Origin of the sequence: Nocardia rhamnosiphila NBRC 108938 (assembly GCF_000720425.1) — a bacterium.
GTDB classification, from domain to species: Bacteria; Actinomycetota; Actinomycetes; order Mycobacteriales; family Mycobacteriaceae; genus Nocardia; species Nocardia rhamnosiphila.
Genome location: NZ_JOAJ01000006.1, coordinates 79,600 through 101,768, shown reverse-complemented (window position 1 = coordinate 101,768; position 22,169 = coordinate 79,600). Strand labels below are relative to the sequence as shown.

General features: G+C 69.4%; 18 protein-coding genes. 5 read left to right on the top strand and 13 right to left on the bottom strand.

Annotated elements, in window-relative coordinates:
* Positions 1–16 precede the first annotated feature (16 nt).
* The 7 genes from IG75_RS0121305 to IG75_RS0121265 all read right to left on the bottom strand — a co-directional run bounded on the left by IG75_RS0121305 (position 17) and on the right by IG75_RS0121265 (position 7,085).
* Positions 17–1,609 (bottom strand): FAD-dependent oxidoreductase, encoded by a 1,593-nt coding sequence (locus tag IG75_RS0121305; protein ID WP_030523174.1) that lies wholly within the window; start codon positions 1,607–1,609, stop codon positions 17–19.
* Between the two features lie 17 nt (positions 1,610–1,626).
* Complete coding sequence (locus tag IG75_RS0121300) at positions 1,627–2,640, bottom strand: AurF N-oxygenase family protein (RefSeq protein ID WP_081877033.1); 1,014 nt, start codon at positions 2,638–2,640, stop codon at positions 1,627–1,629.
* 385 nt (positions 2,641–3,025) lie between these two features.
* Entirely contained in the window at positions 3,026–4,021 is a 996-nt protein-coding gene (locus tag IG75_RS0121290; RefSeq protein ID WP_030523176.1) for a sulfate/molybdate ABC transporter ATP-binding protein, read from the bottom strand.
* 22 nt (positions 4,022–4,043) lie between these two features.
* Positions 4,044–4,850 (bottom strand): sulfate ABC transporter permease subunit CysW, encoded by an 807-nt coding sequence (cysW, locus tag IG75_RS0121285; protein ID WP_030523177.1) that lies wholly within the window; start codon positions 4,848–4,850, stop codon positions 4,044–4,046.
* Positions 4,847–5,602: a sulfate ABC transporter permease subunit CysT gene (gene cysT, locus IG75_RS0121280; RefSeq protein WP_081877049.1), complete on the bottom strand. Its 756-nt coding sequence runs from the start codon at positions 5,600–5,602 to the stop codon at positions 4,847–4,849. Before cysT ends, cysW begins: the two co-directional genes overlap by 4 nt.
* A 168-nt stretch (positions 5,603–5,770) precedes the next feature.
* A complete protein-coding gene (locus IG75_RS0121275; RefSeq protein WP_051714813.1) occupies positions 5,771–6,742 on the bottom strand; it encodes a sulfate ABC transporter substrate-binding protein in 972 nt (323 codons plus the stop codon).
* Positions 6,743–6,875: 133 nt separating this feature from the next.
* Positions 6,876–7,085 (bottom strand): hypothetical protein, encoded by a 210-nt coding sequence (locus IG75_RS0121265; protein WP_030523180.1) that lies wholly within the window; start codon positions 7,083–7,085, stop codon positions 6,876–6,878.
* 83 nt (positions 7,086–7,168) lie between these two features.
* Here IG75_RS0121265 and IG75_RS0121260 point away from each other — a divergent pair, with 83 nt between their 5' ends.
* Positions 7,169–7,831 (top strand): class I SAM-dependent methyltransferase, encoded by a 663-nt coding sequence (locus IG75_RS0121260; RefSeq protein ID WP_030523181.1) that lies wholly within the window; start codon positions 7,169–7,171, stop codon positions 7,829–7,831.
* Positions 7,832–7,873: 42 nt separating this feature from the next.
* Complete coding sequence (locus IG75_RS0121255; protein ID WP_051714782.1) at positions 7,874–9,886, top strand: glycoside hydrolase family 15 protein; 2,013 nt, start codon at positions 7,874–7,876, stop codon at positions 9,884–9,886.
* Positions 9,887–9,892: 6 nt separating this feature from the next.
* Here the strand turns inward: IG75_RS0121255 and IG75_RS0121250 are convergent, their stop codons facing one another.
* The 3 genes from IG75_RS0121250 to lepA form a co-directional block, all read right to left on the bottom strand.
* Positions 9,893–11,698, bottom strand: coding sequence for a dynamin family protein (locus tag IG75_RS0121250; RefSeq protein WP_030523183.1), 1,806 nt, complete (start codon positions 11,696–11,698; stop codon positions 9,893–9,895).
* Positions 11,699–11,798: 100 nt separating this feature from the next.
* Entirely contained in the window at positions 11,799–14,225 is a 2,427-nt protein-coding gene (locus IG75_RS0121245; RefSeq protein WP_030523184.1) for a hypothetical protein, read from the bottom strand.
* A 190-nt stretch (positions 14,226–14,415) separates the two neighbouring features.
* Positions 14,416–16,293 carry a translation elongation factor 4 gene (gene lepA / locus IG75_RS0121240; RefSeq protein ID WP_030523185.1) on the bottom strand — a complete coding sequence of 626 codons (1,878 nt, stop codon included), beginning with the start codon at positions 16,291–16,293 and terminating at the stop codon, positions 14,416–14,418.
* Positions 16,294–16,414: 121 nt separating this feature from the next.
* On the opposite strand from lepA, the gene IG75_RS0121235 reads away from it, so the two are divergent.
* Positions 16,415–16,996, top strand: coding sequence for a type II toxin-antitoxin system PemK/MazF family toxin (locus tag IG75_RS0121235; protein WP_030523186.1), 582 nt, complete (start codon positions 16,415–16,417; stop codon positions 16,994–16,996).
* 12 nt (positions 16,997–17,008) lie between these two features.
* Here IG75_RS0121235 and IG75_RS0121230 read toward each other — a convergent pair whose 3' ends face one another.
* Positions 17,009–17,803 (bottom strand): aquaporin, encoded by a 795-nt coding sequence (locus IG75_RS0121230; protein ID WP_030523187.1) that lies wholly within the window; start codon positions 17,801–17,803, stop codon positions 17,009–17,011.
* Between the two features lie 320 nt (positions 17,804–18,123).
* On the opposite strand from IG75_RS0121230, the gene rpsT reads away from it, so the two are divergent.
* Both rpsT and IG75_RS0121220 read left to right on the top strand, forming a co-directional pair.
* Positions 18,124–18,384 carry a 30S ribosomal protein S20 gene (gene rpsT / locus IG75_RS0121225; protein ID WP_030523188.1) on the top strand — a complete coding sequence of 87 codons (261 nt, stop codon included), beginning with the start codon at positions 18,124–18,126 and terminating at the stop codon, positions 18,382–18,384.
* Positions 18,385–18,532: 148 nt separating this feature from the next.
* A complete protein-coding gene (locus IG75_RS0121220) occupies positions 18,533–18,778 on the top strand; it encodes a hypothetical protein (protein ID WP_030523189.1) in 246 nt (81 codons plus the stop codon).
* A gap of 33 nt (positions 18,779–18,811) precedes the next feature.
* Here the strand turns inward: IG75_RS0121220 and holA are convergent, their stop codons facing one another.
* Entirely contained in the window at positions 18,812–19,783 is a 972-nt protein-coding gene (holA, locus tag IG75_RS0121215; protein WP_030523190.1) for a DNA polymerase III subunit delta, read from the bottom strand.
* A 411-nt stretch (positions 19,784–20,194) separates the two neighbouring features.
* Positions 20,195–21,826 (bottom strand): ComEC/Rec2 family competence protein, encoded by a 1,632-nt coding sequence (locus IG75_RS40630; RefSeq protein WP_210436830.1) that lies wholly within the window; start codon positions 21,824–21,826, stop codon positions 20,195–20,197.
* Positions 21,827–22,169 lie beyond the last annotated feature (343 nt).

The window sequence follows — 22,169 nt, the reverse complement described above, 5'->3', positions numbered from 1 at the left end:
CCGCCGCGCAGCGGGTTCAGCGACGATCGAAGAGGCGGCCGCGTGCCGGTTGGCCGGCGCGCAGTACCGCTCCGCCCGGCCGCGCCTGCGGCCGGCGCCCGCGCAACAGGCCGTCGAAGGCCTCCGCGCTGCCCGCGGGTTCGGAGAGGCGGCCCGCATTGAAATCGTCGGCCAGCTGCTGGACCGTCTCCTGTGCACAGGACTTGTTGGTACCGATGAAGCCCGTGGGCCCGCGCTTGATCCAGCCGGTGACATAGGTGCCCGGGAACACCGCCCCGTCCGGCGCCTCCAGCACCCGTCCGGCCTGGTTCGGGATGACCCCACGCTGTTCGTCGAAGGGCAGGCCCGGCGTGGGCACTCCCCGGTAGCCCACCGAAGTGAGCACGAGACCGGTCTCCAGGAGATCGAGATCGCCGGTGGGCACCGCGCGTACCCGGCCGTCGTCGCCGATCACCGGATCGGTGCGATCCACCTCGATCCCGGTGACGGCATCGGGACCGAGGATGCGGCTCGGCGCGCTCTGATAGCGGAAGACGATGCGCCGCCGCCCGCCGGACGGCCGCTCGGCGGCCCGGCGCAGCAGATCCAGTTTGCGCTCGACCTGATAGGGCAGGCCCTCCGTGGGCGGAGGCAGTTCGCCGTCCACCACGATATCCACCTCCGCGCCCAGCAACCCGACGAACTCCGGAACGGTGAACGCCGATTCGGCAGGGCCGCGCCGGCCCAGCACCACGACCTCTTCCACGCTGCTGCGCCGCAGCGCCTCGAGCGCGACCGGCGAGATCTCGGTCCCGGCCAGCGCTTCGGGATCGCTGGTCAGGATGCGCGCCACATCGAGCGCGACATTGCCGTTGCCGACGATGACGACCCGGCCCCGGGAGAGATCGAAATCGTGATGCAGATGGTCGGGGTGACCGTTGTACCAGGCCACGAAATCGGTGGCGGAGACATTCCCGGCCAGACCTTCGCCCGGGATGCCGAGTTTGCGGTCGGTCGACGCGCCGACCGCGTAGACGACCGCGTGATGGTAGGCGAGCAGTTCCTCGTGCGAGATGTGCTTGCCCACCTCGACATCGAAGTAGGACCCGAAGCCCGGCTGCTCCGACATCACATCGAAGAGGTCGGCCACCTGCCGGGTCTTCGTATGGTCCGGGGCCACACCGTATCGGGCCAGCCCGTACGGCACCGGCAGCCGGTCGAACACCGTTACCCGCACTTCGGGTTGGGTGAGCAGTTCATCGGCCGCGTACATGGCCGAGGGTCCCGAGCCGACCACGGCCACCCGCAGCGGCCCGCGCCCGGCGGTATCGATCGCCGCTGCCGGCACCGGTGGTGCCAGCAGCGGGCGCGGGCGTGCCTGCCGGTAGAAGTCGGCGTTGATCTCGATGAACGGCTGCTGCTCGGCGGTCAGTTTCTTCGAGGAGGTGATCGCGTCCACGGGGCACGCCGAGGCACAGGCGCCGCAGTCCACGCAGGCCGCCGGATCGACATAGAGCATGTCCGCCGTCCGGAAATCCGGCTCGTCCGGGGTCGGATGGATGCAGTTGACCGGACAGGCGTAGACGCAGGACGCGTCGCTACAGCACGACTGGGTGACGACGTAGGGCATGGAGGTACTACCGCCGCTCAGGCCGCTTTGCCGGAGACCGCGCGCAGCGGCTCGGAGCGGTACCGGGTGGTGTGGCCGTCGATCCCCAGCGCCTTCCACACCCGCTTGGCGACCGGGTTCATCAGGCCGATCTCCTTGGCCAGGGCGCGCACGTCGCCGAAGTAGTCGCTGAAGGTCTGCTTGGCGTCGGCGGAGCCGTAGAACAGTTCCTTACGCACGCTCTCCGGAATATCGAACTCGTCGAAGAACGCCTTGGGCGGCGTCACGATGGCGCGGCCGAGGATCCACATGACGATCGGCATGGCCAGCGACAGCACGAACTTGTTCCGGGCCGAGGACTCCGGTACGTGCTTCTTGAGGAATTCGTGCGCGAAGGAGATGTGCCGCGCTTCTTCGGCGACATGGATGGCCATTACACCGCGCATGATCGGATGCACTTCCTCGCCGGAGCGCAGGACTTCCTTCTGGATGTGATCGATCGGCTCCTCACCACCGAGAACGGCCATGAAGAAGAGGTTCGGGAAGGCCACCGCCACCGGCACGGCGATATGCCGGATCTGACGGACCAGCGGGCCCATACCCGGGACGTCGACCCCGATCCGGTTCACCATCTCCTGGAACATCAGGGTGTGGTTGTGCTCCTCGATCATCTCGTGGGAGCAGTAGCGGAACTCCGGGTCACCGTTGGGCAGGCCGAAGATGTGCTGCATCATGCCGCTGATCAGGATGGCCTCGAACTGCAGGCCCACTTTGGCGACATTGGCCTGGCGGTACTTGCCGAGCGCGATCTTCTTCTCGTACGGCAGCGCCTGATACCAGGGATGGCGGCCGACCGTGTCCCCCGAGACCGGCAGGATCCAGCGCTCCGGCCGGGCATCGGCGGCGAAGTCGGGATTGTCCCAGTCGATATCGGTGAACGGATCGAAGTTCCGGTTGACCGAACCCTCCGACAGCAGCAACAGCTTCTCCGCGTATTCCTGAGCCTGCGCGACCAGTTGGTCGTCGGAGACCGTGGTGGCTGAAGACGTCATCGTCACTGCCTCTCGTCGATGATTCGGGCTTAACTGTTTCCCATAGTTACAGCTACGCCGGGGTACGTCAACACGACTACCCGCGGCGGCGGGGTCACATCGTGGACGTGGCGAGTATCACTCCAGCTCAGCGCGGGGTGGGCAGTGGTCGAACAGTCCAGGAGTACGAAATACAGGTCGTGGCCCGCGGGGGCGCCCGAACACCGCTCGCGTCCGCTCCGGATGAACGGCGCCGGTGGGCCCGCCCCGATCCCGGAGCGACCGAACGGACGTGATGCGCGAAGCCTGCCGGGATCGGCGGCCATCGGGACCTACCCGGCCGAGTCCTACGCGGACTGATCGCGGCGGATCTCCGTGCCGGGGCGCCGAAGGCGACCGCCCGCGATCACCGCACCGGCAGCTGCGGGATCCGGGTCGCGCGGGCGTAGACCGTCTCCCCCTCCGCCAAACGCAATGCCTCGGCGTCACCGCGGGTGACCTGGGCGGTGAACAGGTCACCGGTAGCGGCGTTGCGCAACTCCACCCGGACCTCGAACCCGAGCCGCACCACCCGCTCGACCGTCGCCCGGGTGACGCCCGCCGATTCCGCGGTGCCCTCGTAGGCGGCCAGCGCCATATTCGAATCCCGGCCGACCCGGATATCGTGCGGCCGCACCAGATGCCCGTTGAGGCGCGCCACCGCACCCAGGAACGACATGACGAACTCGCTGGCGGGCCGGTCGTAAACATCTTCGGGACTGCCGACCTGCTCGATCCGGCCGGCGTTCATCACCGCGATCCGGTCGGCCACGTCCAGGGCTTCTTCCTGGTCGTGGGTGACCAGCACGGTGGTCACGTGTACTTCCTCGTGCAGGCGCCGTAACCAGGTGCGCAGATCCGCGCGGACCTTCGCGTCGAGCGCGCCGAACGGCTCGTCCAGCAGCAGCACCTGCGGGTCCACCGCCAGCGCCCGGGCCAGCGCCATGCGCTGCCGCTGCCCACCGGACAGCTGCGCCGGATACCGGTGCTGGAAACCGTCGAGACCGACGATGCCGAGCAGTTCGTCGACCCGTTTCGCGATCTCGGGCTTCGGCCGCTTCCGGATGGTCAGCCCGAAGGCCACATTGTCGCGGACGGTCATATGCTTGAACGCCGCGTAGTGCTGGAAGACGAAACCGATATCGCGTTTCTGCGGTGGTACCCGGGTCACATCCCGGCCACCGATGGTCACCACCCCGGAATCGAGATTCTCCAGCCCCGCGATCGACCGCAGCAGGGTCGACTTCCCGGACCCCGAGGGGCCGAGCAGCGCGGTCAGCTCGCCGGAGGGGATATCCAGGCTGACATCGTCGAGGGCGGCGAACGAACCGTAGTTCTTGCGCGCATTGGTCACGGTGATCATCGGCAGCCTCCGGCATACACAATCAAGACGCATTCCGCTTACGTTCCAGGAGCGTCATCAACAGCAGGGTGACGAGCGCGAGTCCCATCAGCAGAGTGGCGGCGCAGTACGCGCCGAAATCGTTGTGATCGTTGATATAGCGTTCGTGAACCAGCAGCGTCAGCGTCTGCGATACACCCGGGAACCCCGACGACACCATGATGACCGCGCCGAACTCCCCCAGCGCGCGGGCCACGGTGAGCACCACGCCGTAGGTCAGCCCCCAGCGGATGGCGGGGACGGTGATCCGCCAGAAGGTCTGCCAGCGTGATGCCCCCAGGGTCGCAGCCGCCTGTTCCTGATCGTCGCCGATCTCGTGCAGCACCGGTTCCACCTCGCGCACCACGAACGGCATGGTGACGAAGATGGTCGCCAGCACCATGCCCGGCAGCGCGAAGATCACCCGGAAACCCCAGTCGGTGACCACACCGAACCAGCCGTCGACACCCCACAGCATGATCAACGCCACGCCGACCACCACCGGCGAGACCGCGAAGGGCAGGTCCACGATGCCCTGCAGCAACCGGCGGCCGGGGAAATCGCCACGTACCAGCGCCAGGGCGATCACCACGCCGAGGACCACGTTCACCGGCACCACGATCACCAGGATGATCATGGAGAGGTTGAAGGCCGAGATGGCGGCGGGCGTACTGATCTGATCGATGAAGGCCCCGATCCCCTGGCCGAACGCCCGGTACAGGATGATCCCGAGCGGCAGCACCAGCAGGACGAACAGGTAGCCGAGGGCCAGCACGCGCAGCGTGATCCGGCCGGGAGCGGACAGTTTCATCGGGCCTCACGTTCCTTACGGGCCGTCCGCTCGGCGAACACCCGCAGCACCAGCAGCGCGACGAACGCGATCACCAGCAGCGCCACCGAGACCGCCGCCGCGTTCACCGGCCGGTCGATCTCGATCTGCTGCTGGATGTACTGGGAGGCCACCTGCGTCTCACGGGGGATGTTGCCGCCGATCAACACCACCGAACCGAATTCACCGATGGCGCGTGCGAAGGCCAGGCCGCCGCCGCTGATGATGGCCGGCGCCAGGGCCGGCAGCACCACGCGGCGGAAGGTCGTCCAGTTGTCGGCGCCCAGCGACAACGCCGCCTGTTCCACCTCGCGATCGGCCTCGATGAGCACCGGCTGCACCGAGCGCACCACGAACGGCAGGGTCACGAAGGCCAGTGCCACCACCAGGCCCGGCCGGGTCGCGTTGAGATGGACGTCGACCGGACTCTGCGGTCCGTACAGGGCCAGCAGCACAATGCTGGCGACAATCGTGGGCAGCGCGAACGGCAGGTCGATGAGCGCGTTCACCAGGCCCTTGCCCGGGAAATCGTCGCGGACCAGCACCCAGGCGATCATCGTGCCCATCACGACGTTCAGCAGCGCCACCGCCAGCGAGACCAGTACCGTCACCCGCAGCGACGCCAGGGCCGGCGGGTCGGTCACCGCACCCCAGAACCCGGACCAGCCGTCGTCGAACGCGCTGAAGGTCAGCGCGGCCAGCGGCAACAGCACGATCACACTGAGCCACAGCATCGCGGTGGCGATACCGAGCGGGCCCACCGAACCGGTGAACCGCAACCACGACCGGATCGGCCGGCGGGTGGACACGTCCGGGCCGACGCCGCCGGCGGGCGCGGGTTCGGTGGCGGTGCTGCGATCGGTCACGAGTATCGAGTATCGCGTGTGGGCCGGGTCACCCGGCTACTCGGTCGCGTTGTCGTAGGCGACGGCGATGATGCCGGATTCGGGCGCGAACAGTTCCGCTTCCACCGTCGCCCAGCCACCGAGGTCGGCGACGGTGTACAGGGTGGGCGGCTGTGGGAAGAGGTCGGTGTACTCGGCGGCCACTCCCGGATCGACCGGACGGAAGCCCGCGTCGGCCCAGGCACGCTGCGCTTCGGTCGTATAGAGGAAGTCGCGGAAGGCGACCGCCTTCTCCGGATGCTGGGCATGGGTGAGCACCGCGACCGGGTTTTCGATCTTGAAGGTGTTCTCCGGCACGAGGTGCTCGACCGGGTCGCCGTGCCGTTCGGCGAAGATCGCCTCGTTCTCGTAGCTGATCAGCACATCGCCGGTGCCCTGCAGGAATGCCTCGGTGGCCTCCCGTCCCGATTTCGGCTGTACGCGCACATGGGTCAGCATCTGGTTCAGGTAGTCCACCCCCGCCTGCGGGTTCTGCCCGCCCGCGCTGGCCGCGGCGTAGGGGGCGAGCAGGTTCCATTTCGCGGAACCGGAACTGAACGGATTGGGGATCACCACCTCGACATCGGGGCGCAGCAGATCGTCCCAGGTCCGGATGTTCTTCGGATTCCCGGCACGCACCACCAGCGCCACCACCGAGCCGAAGGGCACCCCGCGAGTGGCGTCGGCGTTCCAGTCGGGATCCACCAGTCCGGCGTCGACCAGGCGGGTGATGTCGGGTTCGAGAGAGAAACTCACCACATCGGCAGGCGCGCCGCGCGCGATCTTGCGGGACTGGTCCCCCGATGCGCCGTAGGACTGGCGCACCTCCACGCCCTCGCCCACCTCGGTCTCGTTGAACTTCGGGATCACCTCGTCGTAACCGGACTTGGGGATGGCGTAGGCGTACAGGTCGACGATTCCGCCGCTGCCGTCGGCCCCGCCGCCACCGACCTCGTCACTGGATCCCCCGGCACAGCCGGCCAGCAGCATCGGCACCGTGACCAGCACTGCCAGCAGGCGAGGCACCGGCCGCGCGACAGCCCGCGTCACCGGGTGAACAGCCAGGCGACGATCACCAGCACCAGCAGTGCCAGCAGTGCGAGCTGCACTCGTGAGCGCGGCATCAGCACACCTCGTTTCCGGCGTCGCGGTCCCCGTCGGCGTCGTCGCGACCCAGCGCGACGCCCGCCACGTGCAGGAGCCGGTCGATCAGGTAGGCGATCGCGAAACTGATCGGCACCATACCCACCAGCACCACGAGGAACTGCGGGATGAACGGCAGACCCGCCACCCACATCTCGAACCCGTCCCACCAGTCGGCAATACGCTCCACGGCGACCAGCGTAGAACACCGCACGGTGGCCACCCCGACCCGCGCCTTGACCTCAACCCGACTCGAGATTGCAGGCTGGGGTCATGACACAGGCACCAGAGGTATGGAACTCCGCCTACGACAACGACACCGCGCCGTGGATCATCGGCGAACCCCAGCCCGCGATCGTCGAGCTGGAACGGGCCGGCCGGATCCGCGGCCGCGTCCTGGACCCCGGCGCGGGCGCCGGTGAGCACACCATCGCGCTCACCGCCCTGGGCTACGACGTGCTCGGCGTGGATCTCTCCCCGAGCGCGGTCGCCTACGCCCGCCGCAACGCCGCGGCCAAGGAGGTGCCGGCCGCACGGTTCGACGTGGCCGATATGGTCGCGCTCGCCGATGCCGGTGACAACCCGCTCGGCACCTTCGACACGATCGTCGACAGTGCCCTGTTCCACGTGTTCGTCTCCGACGCCGGGGCCCGGGCCGACTACGTCCGGACACTGCACCGGCTGTGCGCGCCGGGCGGGTATGTGCACATTCTGGCGCTCTCGGACACCGAGCCCGGGTTCGGTCCGCGGATCGGCGCGGCAATGATCCGCGACTCGTTCACCGGCCCGCACTGGGAGGTCGAGGACCTGCGGCCCGACCACTACTACGGCCGGATCACCGAGACGGTCGCGGACCGGGCCGGGGACCTCACGCTCGGCGCGGCGGGCAAGGTGGAGCTCGCCGCCTGGCTGGCCCGGATCCGGCGCGTCGGCTGAACCGTGGTGGACGGCTCGGGGCCGCGCGACCCATGATGGGGTATGCCGAGTCCCGAGCACGCACCGTCGGCCGACGGGAAACCGGGCACCTTCCCGGCCCTCCCGCCCGAGACCAAGCTGCCGCAGAGCAACTTCCCGGTCATCGACGACTACGCCTTCCTGTCCGACTGCGAAACCACCTGTCTGATCGCCAGCAACGGCTCGGTCGAGTGGATGTGCGTCCCACGCCCGGATTCACCGAGCGTTTTCGGCGCCATCCTGGATCGCAGTGCCGGCCATTTCCGGCTGGGCCCCTACGGACGCACCGTGCCCGCCGCCCGCCGCTATCTGCCCGGCGGAATGATCCTGGAGACCACCTGGCAGACCGAAGCGGGCTGGCTGATCGTCCGGGACGCGCTGGTGCTGGGCCCGTGGCACAGCACCGACCAGCGCAGTCGCACCCATCGCCGCACACCGACCGATTGGGACGCCGCCCATATGCTGCTGCGCACGGTCAAATGTGTGAGCGGCACGGTCGAACTCGAACTGAGCTGTGAACCGTCGTTCGACTACCACCGGGCCTCGGCCACCTGGGAGTACACGGGCAAGGTGTACGAGGAGGCCTCCGCGGTCTGTGCCGCCGACCCCACGGCCGGGCCCACCCTGGTACTCACCACCGACCTCCGGCTGGGTCTGGAGGGGCGCGAGGCCCGGGCGCGGACCCGGATGCGCGAGGGCGACTGCGCCTATGTCGCGCTCACCTGGTCGGAACTGCCCGCGCCGCAGACCTTCGCCGAGGCCACCGAGAAGATGTGGACGACCATCGAATGCTGGCGGCAGTGGGTCACCCTCGGTGATTTCCCGGACCATCCCTGGCGCCGCTATCTGCAACGCAGCGCCCTCACCCTGAAGGGCCTCACCTACGCCCCCACCGGCGCCCTCATGGCCGCCGCCACCACCTCGCTGCCCGAGTCCCCCGGCGGCGAGCGCAACTGGGACTACCGCTACTCCTGGGTGCGGGATGCCAGTTTCGCCCTGTGGGGTCTGTACACGCTGGGCCTCGACCGCGAAGCCGACGATTTCTTCGCCTTCCTGCACGACGCCACCACCGGACCCGACGGCGAGGCAGTACCCCTGCAGGTGCTGTACGGCATCGGCGGGGAACGCGATCTGACCGAACGCACCCTCGATCACCTGTCCGGGTACGGCAACGCCCGGCCGGTCCGGATCGGTAACGGCGCCTACAACCAGGAGCAGCACGATATCTGGGGGACCATGCTCGACGCGGTCTACCTGCACGTGAAAAGCCGTCAGCACGTACCGGAAACGCTGTGGCCCATGCTGGAGCGCCAGGTCGGCGCCGCCATCGACCACTGGCGCGAACCCGACCGCAGCCTCTGGGAGGTCCGCGGCGAACCCCAGCACTTCACCTCCTCGAAGGTGATGTGCTGGGTGGCGCTGGACCGCGGTGCGCGAATCGCGGAACTGCACGGTCAGACGCATATCGCCCAGGAATGGCATCGGATCGCCGAGGAGATCCGGGCCGATGTGCTGGCCCACGGCGTGGACAACCGCGGTCGCTTCACCCAGGTGTACGGCGGCACCACCCTCGATGCCTCACTGCTGCTGGTGGTACTCACCCGGTTCCTGCCCCCGGACGACCGGCGGGTCCGCGCCACTGTGCTCGGCATCGCCGACGAGCTCACGGAGAACGGCCTGGTACTGCGCTACCGCAACGAGACCACCGACGATGGGCAGGTCAGCCCCGAGGGCAGCTTCACCATCTGCTCGTTCTGGCTGGTCTCGGCACTGGTGGAAATAGGTGAGATCGGGCGCGCCCGCAGACTGTGCGAACGGCTGCTCACCCATGCCAGCCCGCTCAAGCTCTACGCCGAGGAGATCGACCCGTCCACCGGCCGGCATCTGGGCAACTTCCCGCAGGCGTTCACCCACCTCGCGCTGATCAACGCGGTCACCCACCTGATCCGGGCCGAGGGCTCCCAGGAGGCCGGAACATTCCGCCCGGCGCACAACAAGACCGGCGGCACCCCGTGGCGCAGCCGCCCCCGGCGCTGATCGGGGTCAGGCGGCGACGAAACTGTCGGCCTGCTGGCGCAGGTCGCGCAATTTACCCATCTCGCTGTCCAACCGGGCGAGCCGCTCCGCACCCCGATCGCCGTACTGGGCGCCCGCTTCCTCGGCGACCCGCAGCGCCTCGTCCGCGGTACGCAACGCGTCGGTGGCTATATCGGTGAAATGATCGCGCAGCACCCGCTGCACCTCACGCAGGCGGGTCCGGGATTCCTTGCCGACCTGGAACACCACATCGTCCATCAGACGCGCCAGCGCCACCTTGGCCTCGGCCTGCCGCCGCTGCCGGCGGGTGCGCCGGTCCTCCCACAGGGCATGCAGACCGAGCAGGATGCCGGCACCGGCCGAATACCAGTTCACCAGGGACATGCCGAGCAGACTGGTGGCCAGGCCGACCATCAGGATTCCACCGTAGGAACCGCGCAGCGCGGTCAGGAACTGCTCGGTGACACCGGCTTTGGCGCTCTGCAGCGGCTCCAGTGGCGCGACGTTCTCCAGCAGTTCGGCGGGATACTGCGGACGGATATCGGGCAGTTCCGGGCGGCGGTGGTCGGCGGGAAACCGCGCGGCCACCTGTTCACCCAATTCCTCGGCACGATAGTTGGCCGTATCGAAATTCTCCGCGATCGCCTCGGCGATCCTGGCCTCGAGATCGGTGCCGAAGCGCGCCCAGTGGGCCGCCGGGTCGGTACGCGAGATCTCGGCTTCGGCGTCGCGCACCAGGATCCGCAGCCGGTGCCGGAGATCGTGTTCGATATCGGCCATGAGTTCGGTGCTGCCGTCGGCGAGCGTGATCTGCCAGGTCGCGGTGCGCTGGCGCAGCTGATCGGCCTGGTCCCGGGCGATGGCCAGCTGCTGGGTCACATGGGCCCGGCGACGCGGATCACGGAGCGCGTCGGCCTCGGTGCGCAGCGTGACACCGAGATGGTCGCCGACCAGCCGGATATCGCGCACGGCGGACTGTACGGCTGCCGCGTCGGCGTGGGCGACCACGTAGTCGCGCAGATGTTCGACCAGTTGCGGCAGACCCGATTCGATCGCGCGCTGCTGATCGCCCGACTGCTGCGCCTCCTGATGGATGGCGGCCGAGACCGGCGCCACCGCGAAACCCAGTCCGGCGGCATCGAGCAGTTCGCGATTGCGTTCCTGCACATGCGTCCAGTGCGGGTTGCGGTCGATCTTGTTGAGCACACAGATCACCGTGGGGCACACCTGCCCGATCCGGTGCAGATGCGCGATCTGATCCCGGCTGTACTCGTTGTCCGCATCGCTTACGTAGAGCACGGCGTCGGCGGCGGCGATCATCGACCAGGTGCTGCGTTCCTGCACGGAAGCACCGGGCGCGTCCATCAGCACGATCCCCTCGGCCAGCAAGGGACTGGGCTGGGTGAAATCGGCCCGGATCACCCCCTTGGCCGTGAGCGCCGGAGCCGGATTCAGCGGATCGACGGGCTGACGACGGATCCGCCCGCCGCCCTCGCGGCGGATGAGAGTGGCGGAGGGTTCCGGGCCGTACTCCACGATCGCGGGCACGCTGATCGCGCTGTCGGTGGCGCTGATCGGCGCCCCCGCCATGGTGTTGACCAGGGTGCTCATCCCGCTCTTCGGCGGACCGACCACCACCAGCCGCACCCGTGTATCGGCCACCCGGGCACGCACCATCCCGAGCCGGCCCCGCAAGTCGTTACGACTCGCGGTGCGTGATACGTCCCGCAGCTCATCGATGATCTGGATGAGGGGGGCCATCACATCCGGGTTCTTCACCGTGGCGGCCCGCGGTCCGGCTACGGCAGACAAGCCCTGCTCCTCACTGTCGGTCACAACATCCCGTCATCGACCGAGCCCGGTCGAATCACCCCCCGTACGACCGGACAGCACCCCCGCCGGTCGTGAACCGTCACATGAATACCCAGTGGCCGTGATCGGCAATCGGGTCCTCGGTCACCGCCACTGTATGTGGCAGCAATCCGCCGGACAGATCACCGCTCAGGCCACCGCCCGCGATACCGAACGCGGTGTGTTCGGTATGCGGCGTGACGGCCACCGCGTGCACATCGTACGGAACCGGCGAACCGTGATCGGCGATCGGCTGCACCTGGGGCGCCACCGGGAGTGGTGTCGGCAACGGATGCGGCGCCACCGGCGCCGCATCCGGCAGCACCGGCTGCTGGGTCGGCACGCTCACGGTGGGCACCGGGGCCTGCGGTTGATCCGCGGTGGGCACCTGGTGGGTGGGCACCGGCTGGGTGGGGACATCCACCGTGGACGGGGTTCCGTCCGGTGTCCGGTCGCCCGTGCTCGGGGCGTTCGCGCTGGTTCCACCGATCGGGTCGGTGGTGGTACCGCCGGTCACCGTCTCGCCGGCGGAGGAGCCGGGGCCCGTGGTGGTGACTCCGGTCGATTCGCCGGTGCTGCCGGTGGTCCCGTCCTCGGAGGTGGTGGTTTCCGGCGATGTGGTGCCGGTGGACGGTCCCGCGGTGCCGGTGGTGGTTTCCGGTGAGGTGGTCGAACCGTCCGGAGACGTGCCGGTACTCCCGCCGATCGACGGTGTGGTGCTGCCGCCCACCGTGGTGCTGCCGTCCGGGGACGTGGTCGTGGGGCCGTCGGGGCCGGTGGTCGTGGGGCCGGTGGTGGACGTGGCGTCGCCGGTGGTTGTCGGCACGGTGGTGGTCGGCACGACCGGACTGGAGGACCCGGGCAGGACCGGCTCGGCCGGCGGCTGCGGGTCCGGCGTCGGAGCCTGCGGCGGCCGGTGGAACAGATCCGGGAGCTGCGCGGCGGGCGCGGTGAGCGGCGACGGTCCCGCCGGCGCATGAAGGACATTGGCCATCGGGGTGGTCGCCGCATCGGGCTGAACCGTGGTCTGCAGCGGGGTCGCCGCGACCGGCTGCACCGCCGGTGCCATCGCGGCCGGTACGACGATCGGCGGCGGGACAGGCGCCGGAGCCATCGGAGCCGGCGCGATCGGAGCCGCCGCCATCGGAGCGGGCGCCATCGGAGCCGGGGCGATCGGCCCGGGAGCGACGGGTCCCGGGGCCATCGCGGCGCCCGGGAGCGGCCCGGGAGCCGCGGCGCCCGGGGCCATCGCGGCGCCGGCGCCGGTCGACGCCGCGGCGCCGGAGGCCGCACCGGCGCCGGACGCGACACCGGGAACCGCGGCGTCCGCCCCGGCCGCGATACCGGAGTCGGCTCCGCGAGCCGCGGCCTCCGCGCCCGCGTCCGCCCGTGCGGCGGCGTCGAGCGGATCGCGGCCGGCGGACTGCCACAAATCGGACGCGGCGGTGCCGGACTGGGCCCAGTCGAGGTACTGATCGAGCCGATCGTCGAGCAGGCTGCCGTCACCGACGGTGATATCGAGATCCCAGTCGCTGGTGACCCAGAAACCGTCGGCGCCCGCCGAGATATCGAGTCCCATATGGGAATCGATGGCCACCGCGTGGCCGAACCCGTCGGCGACGACGAACCCGCCGTCGACCCCGTAGTCGATGACCAACTCGCCGGTCGGACCGTCCTCGCCGTACCAACCGGACGCCGGATCACCGGCCGGGCGCGCGAGGAGATCGGCGAGGTCGAAACCCCAGTCGCCGTCGTCGGCACTGCGCGCCACCGCCTGCGCCGAGGAATCGGGACTCAGGTCGAACCGGGGCAGGTCGAAGATATCGGTCTGGAACGCGTCGCCCGGTGCCGGCAGCTCGAATTCGCCCGGGGCACCCAAACCTTCGTTACCGGGCAGCGGAAATCCCTGTCCCCATCCGGGGATACCGTCGAAACCCGGGATGTTGTCGGGCGGCAGACCCGGATCCGGCGCGCCGAACTCGGGCATACCCGGGATCTTGGATTCGGGTACCCCGGTTCCCGGCATGTAGTCGGCACCGGGCGCACCGCCCTCGGGCGAGCCGGGTACCAGTGCCAGTCCGGGGATGTCCTCGGTGTGGACACCCGGGTAGTAGTCGTCGAGATCGAAATCGCCGGGGCGGCCGACCTGGATGTCGAATGTCGGGCCGTGCGGGAGCGGCATGGTCGTGCTCGCGTCTCCGGCGGAGCCCGGCGCCTCGGGCTGCACGGGATCCGGATCCGGGAAGGTGATCACCGGACTGGGGACATCGGGATCGGGATCGGCGCTGTAGGCCCAGCCGGCGTTACGGCTGTCCAGTTCACTGGGCGGCGCCGGGACCCCGCCGCCGTTGTTCGCGATCAGCGCGCCGCCGGTCACATAGGCGCCGCCGCGCGCCACTCGCGATGTGGCGCTGGCAATGCGATAGGCGGTGTCACCACCGCGTTCGGTGACCTCTTCGTCGCCGTCGAACGGCAGATCACGCGCCATTCCAAACTCCACTCTCGCGTTCAACAGCAACCACGCCGGGGCCGCCCCGGCGCGGATCCGCTCTCAGCCTATTGTCGACATCTGCGGCTGTCACATTTTCGTTATCAGCCGATTTCGTAGGCCGGGTGGAGGCGCGGAGCAGATCCGGCTACCGCACAGCGAAATTCCCGCGAGCGGGGAGGGCGGACCGCTACTTCTTGTCCTTCGGCTTATCGGACTGCGCGTCCGAGGACAGCGCCGCGACGAAGGCTTCCTGCGGGACGTCGACCCGGCCGATCGTCTTCATCCGCTTCTTGCCCTCTTTCTGCTTCTCCAGCAGTTTGCGCTTACGGCTGATGTCACCGCCGTAGCACTTGGCCAGCACGTCCTTGCGGATGGCGCGAATGTTCTCGCGGGCGATGATCTTGGACCCGATGGCCGCCTGGATCGGCACCTCGAACTGCTGACGCGGGATCAATTCGCGCAGTTTGGTGGTCATTTTGTGCCCGTAGGCCTGGGCGGCGTCGCGGTGCACGATGGCACTGAACGCGTCGACCGCCTCACCCTGCAGCAGAATATCCACCTTGACCAGCTGCGATTCCTGCTCCCCGGACTCCTCGTAGTCGAGCGAGGCGTAGCCGCGGGTCCGCGATTTCAACGAATCGAAGAAATCGAAGATGATCTCGGCCAGCGGCAGGGTGTAGCGCAACTCGACGCGGGTCTCCGACAGGTAGTCCATCCCGCCGAGGTCACCGCGCCGAGACTGGCACAACTCCATGATGGCGCCGATGAATTCGCTCGGCGAGATGATGGTGACCTTGACGACCGGCTCGAAGACATCGCGCACCTTGCCTTCCGGCCAGTACGACGGATTCGTCACGGTATGTTCCGTGCCGTCTTCCATCACCACCCGGTAGACCACGTTCGGCGCGGTGGAGATCAGGTCGAGACCGAATTCGCGTTGCAGGCGCTCCCGGGTGATCTCCATATGCAACAAACCCAGGAACCCGCAGCGGAAACCGAACCCGAGCGCCACGGAGGTCTCCGGGTCGTAGGTCAGAGCGGCATCGTTGAGCTGGAGTTTGTCCAGCGCGTCCCGCAGATCCGGATAGTCCGACCCGTCCACCGGATACAGCCCCGAGTAGACCATCGGACGCGGTTCGCGGTAGCCGGTGAGCGGCTCGATCGCGCCGTTGCGGGCGGCGGTCACGGTATCGCCGACCTTCGACTGCCGGACATCCTTCACACCGGTGATCAGATAGCCGACCTCCCCGACCCCGAGGCCCTGGGTGGGCTTGGGTTCCGGTGAGACGATGCCGATCTCGAGCAACTCGTGGGTCGCCCCGGTGGACATCATCTTGATCTTCTCGCGCGGTGTCAGCTTGCCGTCCACCACCCGGACGTAGGTGACCACGCCGCGGTAGGTGTCGTAGACCGAGTCGAAGATCATCGCCCGCGCGGGGGCATCCGCGTCCCCGACCGGCGCCGGAACCCGCTCGATCACCCGATCCAGCAGTTCGATCACGCCCACCCCGGTCTTCCCGGAGACCCGCAGCACATCCTCGGGCTCGCAGCCGACGATATGGGCGAGTTCGGCCGCGTAACGCTCCGGATCGGCGGCCGGCAGATCGATCTTGTTCAGGACCGGGATGATCTCCAGATCCTTGTCCAGCGCCAGGTACAGATTCGCCAGGGTCTGCGCCTCGATCCCCTGCGCGGCATCGACCAGCAGGATCGCGCCCTCACACGCCTCCAGCGCCCGTGACACCTCGTAGGTGAAGTCCACGTGGCCCGGCGTATCGATCAGGTGCAGGACGAAATCCTCGCCCTCGTGCTCCCCGGACCGCGGCGTCCACGGCAGCCGCACGTTCTGGGCCTTGATGGTGATACCGCGTTCCCGCTCGATATCCATCCGGTCCAGGTACTGCGCACGCATCTGCCGGTCCTCCACGACACCGGTGAGCTGCAGCATCCGGTCGGCCAGCGTCGACTTGCCGTGATCGATGTGCGCGATGATGCAGAAGTTCCGGATCCGCGACGGATCGGTGAACGTCGTATCGGCGAAGCTGGCGGGCACTCCACTCCTCATGGGGTATCGGGCGTACTGCCGACCATCGTCCCATGCTGGACCCCGCCCGCCGCCGCCCAGGTCCCGCCGCGGCCCACCGGAGGCGATATCTTCGGCGGCGGCGTGACGTTATCCTCCTGAGATGGCCCGCAGTTGGAACAGTCTCGGCAAGCAACTCACCGCGATCGCGAAACAACAGGGTCCGAAGATCGTCAAGCGGCAGGCGCCGCGACTGGTCGAGGCCCTACTCGACCGGCGGGGTGCCCGCGACGGTTCGGGCCGCGGCCGCCGCCCGGCCGCATCCGGCGGCGTCCCGGTACGGCCCGCCGCCTCCACCCCGGTACCGACCGCCCACCGCGCGCGGCGCGTGGTGTACGCCCCCCAGTTGGACGGCCGCGCCGACCCCGGCGAGATCGTCTGGACCTGGGTCCCCTTCGAAGAGGACCCGAGCAACGGCAAGGACCGTCCTGTGCTGGTGGTCGGACGCGACGGGCATACGCTGCTCGGGCTCATGCTGAGTTCCAACCCGGTGCGCGGCGACGATCCGGACTGGATCGGGATCGGCGCGGGCACCTGGGATCACCAGGGCCGGGACAGCTGGGTCCGGCTGGACCGGGTGCTCGATGTCCCCGAGGACGGTATCCGCCGTGAGGGCGCCATCCTGCCGCGCAAACTGTTCGACCTGGTCGCCCACCGGCTCGTCCGCGAATACCGCTGGAGCTGACGGGGCGCCCGGTCAGACCTCCAGGTCCCGGGAACGGCCGAAGAGCATCCCGTACACCAGCGCGCCCAGCACCCCGCCGATCAGCGGGAACACGATGAAAGCCCACAGCTGGGCCGGCGCGCCGTCCTGGAACAGGGCCACCGCCAGACTGCGCGCCGGGTTGACCGAGGTGTTGTCGACCGGGATCGAGATCAGGTGGATGACCGCCAGGGTGAACCCGATGGCCAGACCCGCCTGGGGAATCTCGGAGATCCGGTCGGTCGAGGCGAGCACCACGAAGACCAGCAGCGCGGTGAGCATCACCTCCACGATGATCATGGCGGCCAGGCCGTACCCGTCCTGGATCACCACATCCCCCGCCGGGCCGGTGACCGCCGACGGGCTGTGCGAACCCCAGCCGTTGGCGCCCAGGCCGTCGGCGGCCCGATCGTAGGAGGGCAGATTCTTCGCGATCGCGAACAGCACCAGCCCCGCCAGCAGACCGCCCACCACCTGCGCGACGACGTAACCCACCGCGCTGACCGGCGACAATCGGCCCATCAGGTACTGCCCCACGGTGACGGCCGGATTCACATGGCACCCGGATACCGGTCCGATGGCGTAGACCAGGAGCAGCAGGGACAGACCGAAGGCCAGCGCCACGCCCAGCGGGCCCACCTTCTCTCCCGCCAGGACCGCGGTTCCCACACCGCCCATCACCAGGACGAACGTGCCGAACGCCTCGGCGGCCCATTTCTTGGGATCGGACGGAACCGCTGGTTCGACGCCCTCGAGGATCGCTTCCTTTTCCTGCGCAGTGGGAGACATACCGGTCCGCCTTCCGAGAGGATCGCCGCCCCGCCTGGTGCCGGGGCGCACACCGGGAAACACCTGGGTCCTGCTGGAAAACTCAACTCCTGTGCCGATCGCAGGGCACGTTACGCGGGGCGTTCGACCGGCACAACGACATCGCCTCGCCCGCGATGTGACGATCCGCCCACGATTTCGTCGCGCCGCCACGTGCTGGTAACCTGGCCAATCGGCGTTGCCTACCCCGTGCCCGGCTGTTCCCTTCGATGGACGAGCACCAGGGCGGGGGTGCACACAGACTTTCCGACCGAACCAAACAGGAACCAGAGGATACCGGCGTGGCCAATATCAAGTCCCAGATCAAGCGGATCCGCACCAACGAGGCGGCGCGTCAGCGCAACCAGTCGGTGAAGTCCGAACTGCGCACCCATATCCGTGCCTTCCGGACCGCCGCCGCGACCGGTGACAAGGAAGCCGCCGCCGAGCGCCTCCGTGTGGTGAGCCGCAAGCTCGACAAGGCCGCCTCCAAGGGCGTTATCCACGCCAACCAGGCGGCCAACAAGAAGTCGGCGATGGCCACCGCGCTGAACAAGATCTGATCAACTGATCTCTTTCGACGACCGGCCGCCGCGGCATTGAGGACCACGGCGGCTTTTGGTGTTCCCGGCACCCGGTCAGCGTGGCTTTTCCGGCCGTTCCCGGATGGCGCCGATCCGGTTGTCCCCTTCCTGCCGTAGCATGCGGCGCATGGTTACGGTGTATGCGAACCAATCGGTAGTCCAAGCCGAGGACCTGCCCGGTGTGATCCGGGCCGCCGAAGTCCTCGGTATCGGTGTCAGGATCGAGAACGTGCTGGTCCCGGCCGACGACGACGGCGGTCCGGTGGTGGTCTGGATGGTCACCCGGGACGAGGAGACCCCCGTCTACGAGGAGTGGGACGGCCGCTACGACGAAGCGGCCGAGGAAGCGCTGGGGCTCAGCGCGGTCGAATAGCGACCACCCTTCCGCCGGTCCGCGCCCGCCCCGTCAGCTGCGCCCGTGCAGGGCGAGCAGCTTCAGGACGGCGTCCTCGAGTGCGAACCCGGAATCGGCGGCGCCGCCTTTGACATCAGCGTTCAGCGTCGCCACGACCTGCAGCGCCGACCCGATCGTGGCCGGAGTCCAACCGCGGGCCTGTGACTGGGCCTTCTTCACCTTCCACGGCGGCATACCCAGCGGACCCGCCAGTTTGAACGGATCCCCGCGCCCCGCGGACCCCACCTTCGCGATGGTGTGCACGGAATCGGCCAGTGCGTCGGCCAGCACCACATGCGGCACCCCGCGGTCCTGCGCCCAGCGCAGCGCCTCCACCGCGCCCGCCCGGTTTCCGGCCACGGTCAGGTCCGCGACCTCGAAACCGGACACCTCGGCCTTGCCGGAGTAGTACCGGCGGACCGCCGCGACATCGAGCTTCCCCCCGGTATCGGCGACCAGCTGCGAGCAGGCCGCCGCCAGTTCACGCAGTTCCGAACCCACCGCGTCGAGTACGGCCTGCACCACATCCGCCGATACCCTGGCCCCGGCGCCCCGGAATTCGGCCCGGACGAATTCGGACCGCTCCGAGGCCTTGGTGAGCTTCGCGCATTCGTGCACCACCGCCCCGGCCTTTCGCAACTCGGGCACCATGGCCTTGGCGCGCCCCCCACCGGAGTGCACCACCATCAGCACCACCCCCTCGGGTGGCGCCGCGGCGGCTTCGGAGATCACCGCGACGGCGTCCTTACCGGCCTGATCCGCCGCCTCCAGAATGATCACCCGGTCCTCGGCGAACAGCGAGGGACTCAACAGTTCCGCCAACTCCGCGCTGCTGGCATCACCGGCCCGCAACCGGTCCACCGGGACCGCGTCCGGGTCCGGCGCGACCGCCCGGACCTGCCCGGTGACCTCGGCCACCGCACGCTGGATCAGCAGTTCCTCATCGCCCAGCACCAGATGCAGGGCCGCAGGTCGCTCGCTCACGCTCCGATCGTACGGCCGCCCGCCGACCACCGGCCGCAGCCCGGGCGGAGCAGACTCGAGGGCGCTAGAGATCCCGATGTGGCTGGGCGCCGGCAGATCGAATTACGCGGCCGGCTGTGCCGCCGTCGCCGTGGTCGCGGGGCCGGTCCGTCGCCGAGCGCCCGACGATCGGGTCCACCCGCCCCGGCGCTCTCGTCATCGGTCCGCTTCGGCGACCCGATGGCCGTGGCGGCGACCACCGCGCGGTCCGCGGCGGGTTTCGCCTGCCGGGCGGCAACGCGCCGCTGCCGTTCGAGCTGCCGAACAAGGTGGCCGGCCCGGGACCCACGCCCGAGCCCGGCCGCCCACAAGTCCGCGGGGAGGGTTCCGGCCGGCCCAGGCGAGGTTCCGGCCGGCCAAGGGAACGGCGGATCAGCCGAGCCCGAAGACCAGTAGCAGGTACGCGGCGAGAACTCCGAGGGATACGGCGGACAGCACGCGCCGGAAGCGGGCCCACCGCAGGGCCGCGATCCCACCGGCGACGACCACGGCGGCGAGCATGCCGCCCGCTGTACCGCCGGGGACCGTGACGACCGCGCCCGGTACGGCGGCCGCCTCGGTCGCCACGGTGAGCAGCCACCACATCGGCGGCCCGATCGGCCGCAGGACGAGGTGCGCGAGTGGGTCCCAGCAGGTGGCCGCCACGGCCGCCAGGGCTCCGCCGATGGTGATCGGAGCGATCACCGGAGCCACGAGAATGTTGGCGGCCACGGCCACCAGGCTGAGCTGCCCCGAGATCGCGATGGTGAGGGGTGTGGTGACAACGAAGGCCGCGGCCGCCACCGCGACCAGTTCGGCGGGGAGCCGCCACCAGCCACGGGCCCGCAGATGATCGGCCCAGCTGGGGGCGAGCAGGAGCAGAGCACCGGTCGCGAGGACCGAAAGCGCGAACCCGGCCTGAACGGCGAGCGGGGGCCGCAGCGCCAGCAGGGCGATCACCGCGGCGCAGAGGGCGGGCAGAGCTTGTTTACGGCGGCCGGTCAGCAAGGCCAGTAGCGTCACCGATCCCATGGCCGCGGCACGTAGCACGCTGGGGTCCGGCCGGGCGATGATCACGAACGACACCAGCGCGATCGCGGCACCGAGCAGCGACAGACGCGGACCGAGAGTGAGCAGGCGGGTGGTGGCGAGTACCGCGGTGAGCAGGATCGAGAAGTTCGCCCCGCTGACGACCGTCAGGTGCTGGAGGCCCGCGGCGACGAAGTCGTCGTGTACCCGGTCGCTCAGCGCCGAGGTGTCTCCGGCGACGAGCGCGGGCAGCAGTCCCGCCGCGTCCGGCGCGAGTGCCCGGCCGGCTGCCGCGACCAGATCCGAACGCACCGAGTCGGCGGCCGCCTGCCACCACGGCAGCGGGCCCGCGGTGTCCGGTTCGTCCACCGGCCGCAGGGTGGCCACCGTCAGATCGTGACCGCGCGGGGGCGCGGGCCGGGCCCGGAATTCGATCGGTTGACCCGGCAGTAGTTCCGCCCAGGCCGGCCCCGCCGCCAGCACGACCACCGCCCCACCGCCGCGTACCACCCGGTCGCGATAGCGGAACTCCCGGAGTTCGCCGCGTACCACCCAGAGCCGTCCGCGCCCGGACCCACTGCTGCGCACCGGTTTCGGGTCGTCCCCCGGCACCATCACCACCTCGACGGTCGCCGCGGCCGGCACCGAGCGCAGCGGATGAGCACCGGCCCGGTGCTCCTGCCACGCGCCGACGCAGGCGAACGCCGAACCGATCAGCGCGGCACCCAGCACCACGGTCGCCACGACACGGCGTCGTTCGCTGCGGTGGGCGATCCCGGTCCACAGCAATGCCCAGGACATCAGGGCGAGCACGGCCAGCGCGAGCGCGACGACCACCCCGGTGACCCAGCCGGCGCCGACCGCGAGGACGGTGACCAGCCAGCAGGTCAGCGCGGCCGGCAGCAACCGCGCGTCCAGCACCGTATCCGGGCCCGCCGTATCATCTTTCGCTCCCGCTGCTCGGTGCCGGATCTCGGTGCCCGGGGTCGCGCTCACCGGCACACCTGCGCGAATATCCGCACGAGCTGCCAGAGCAGCCGCCGGCCGCGCCCGCGGACAACAGAGCGGCCGGTGAAGTCATCGATGAGGGCCGCCCCTACCGCGCGGACCGCGCCCGCTCCCTGGGTGCCGCTCCACCGCCCGGACCGGACTCCGAACGCCGCGCCGCCGGGTAGGTGCCGCGGGTGTGGTTCACGACCGCCCGGTCGGCTCCCGGTCCGCCGACCGCGGACCGCTCGGGCGTAGCGCCGACCTCGTATCGGGAGCGCGCCGCGACCCGGATCGCGACCCGGTCTCGCCCCCGGTTCCGCGCCCGGGCCACGCAGCCGCATGGGCAGCG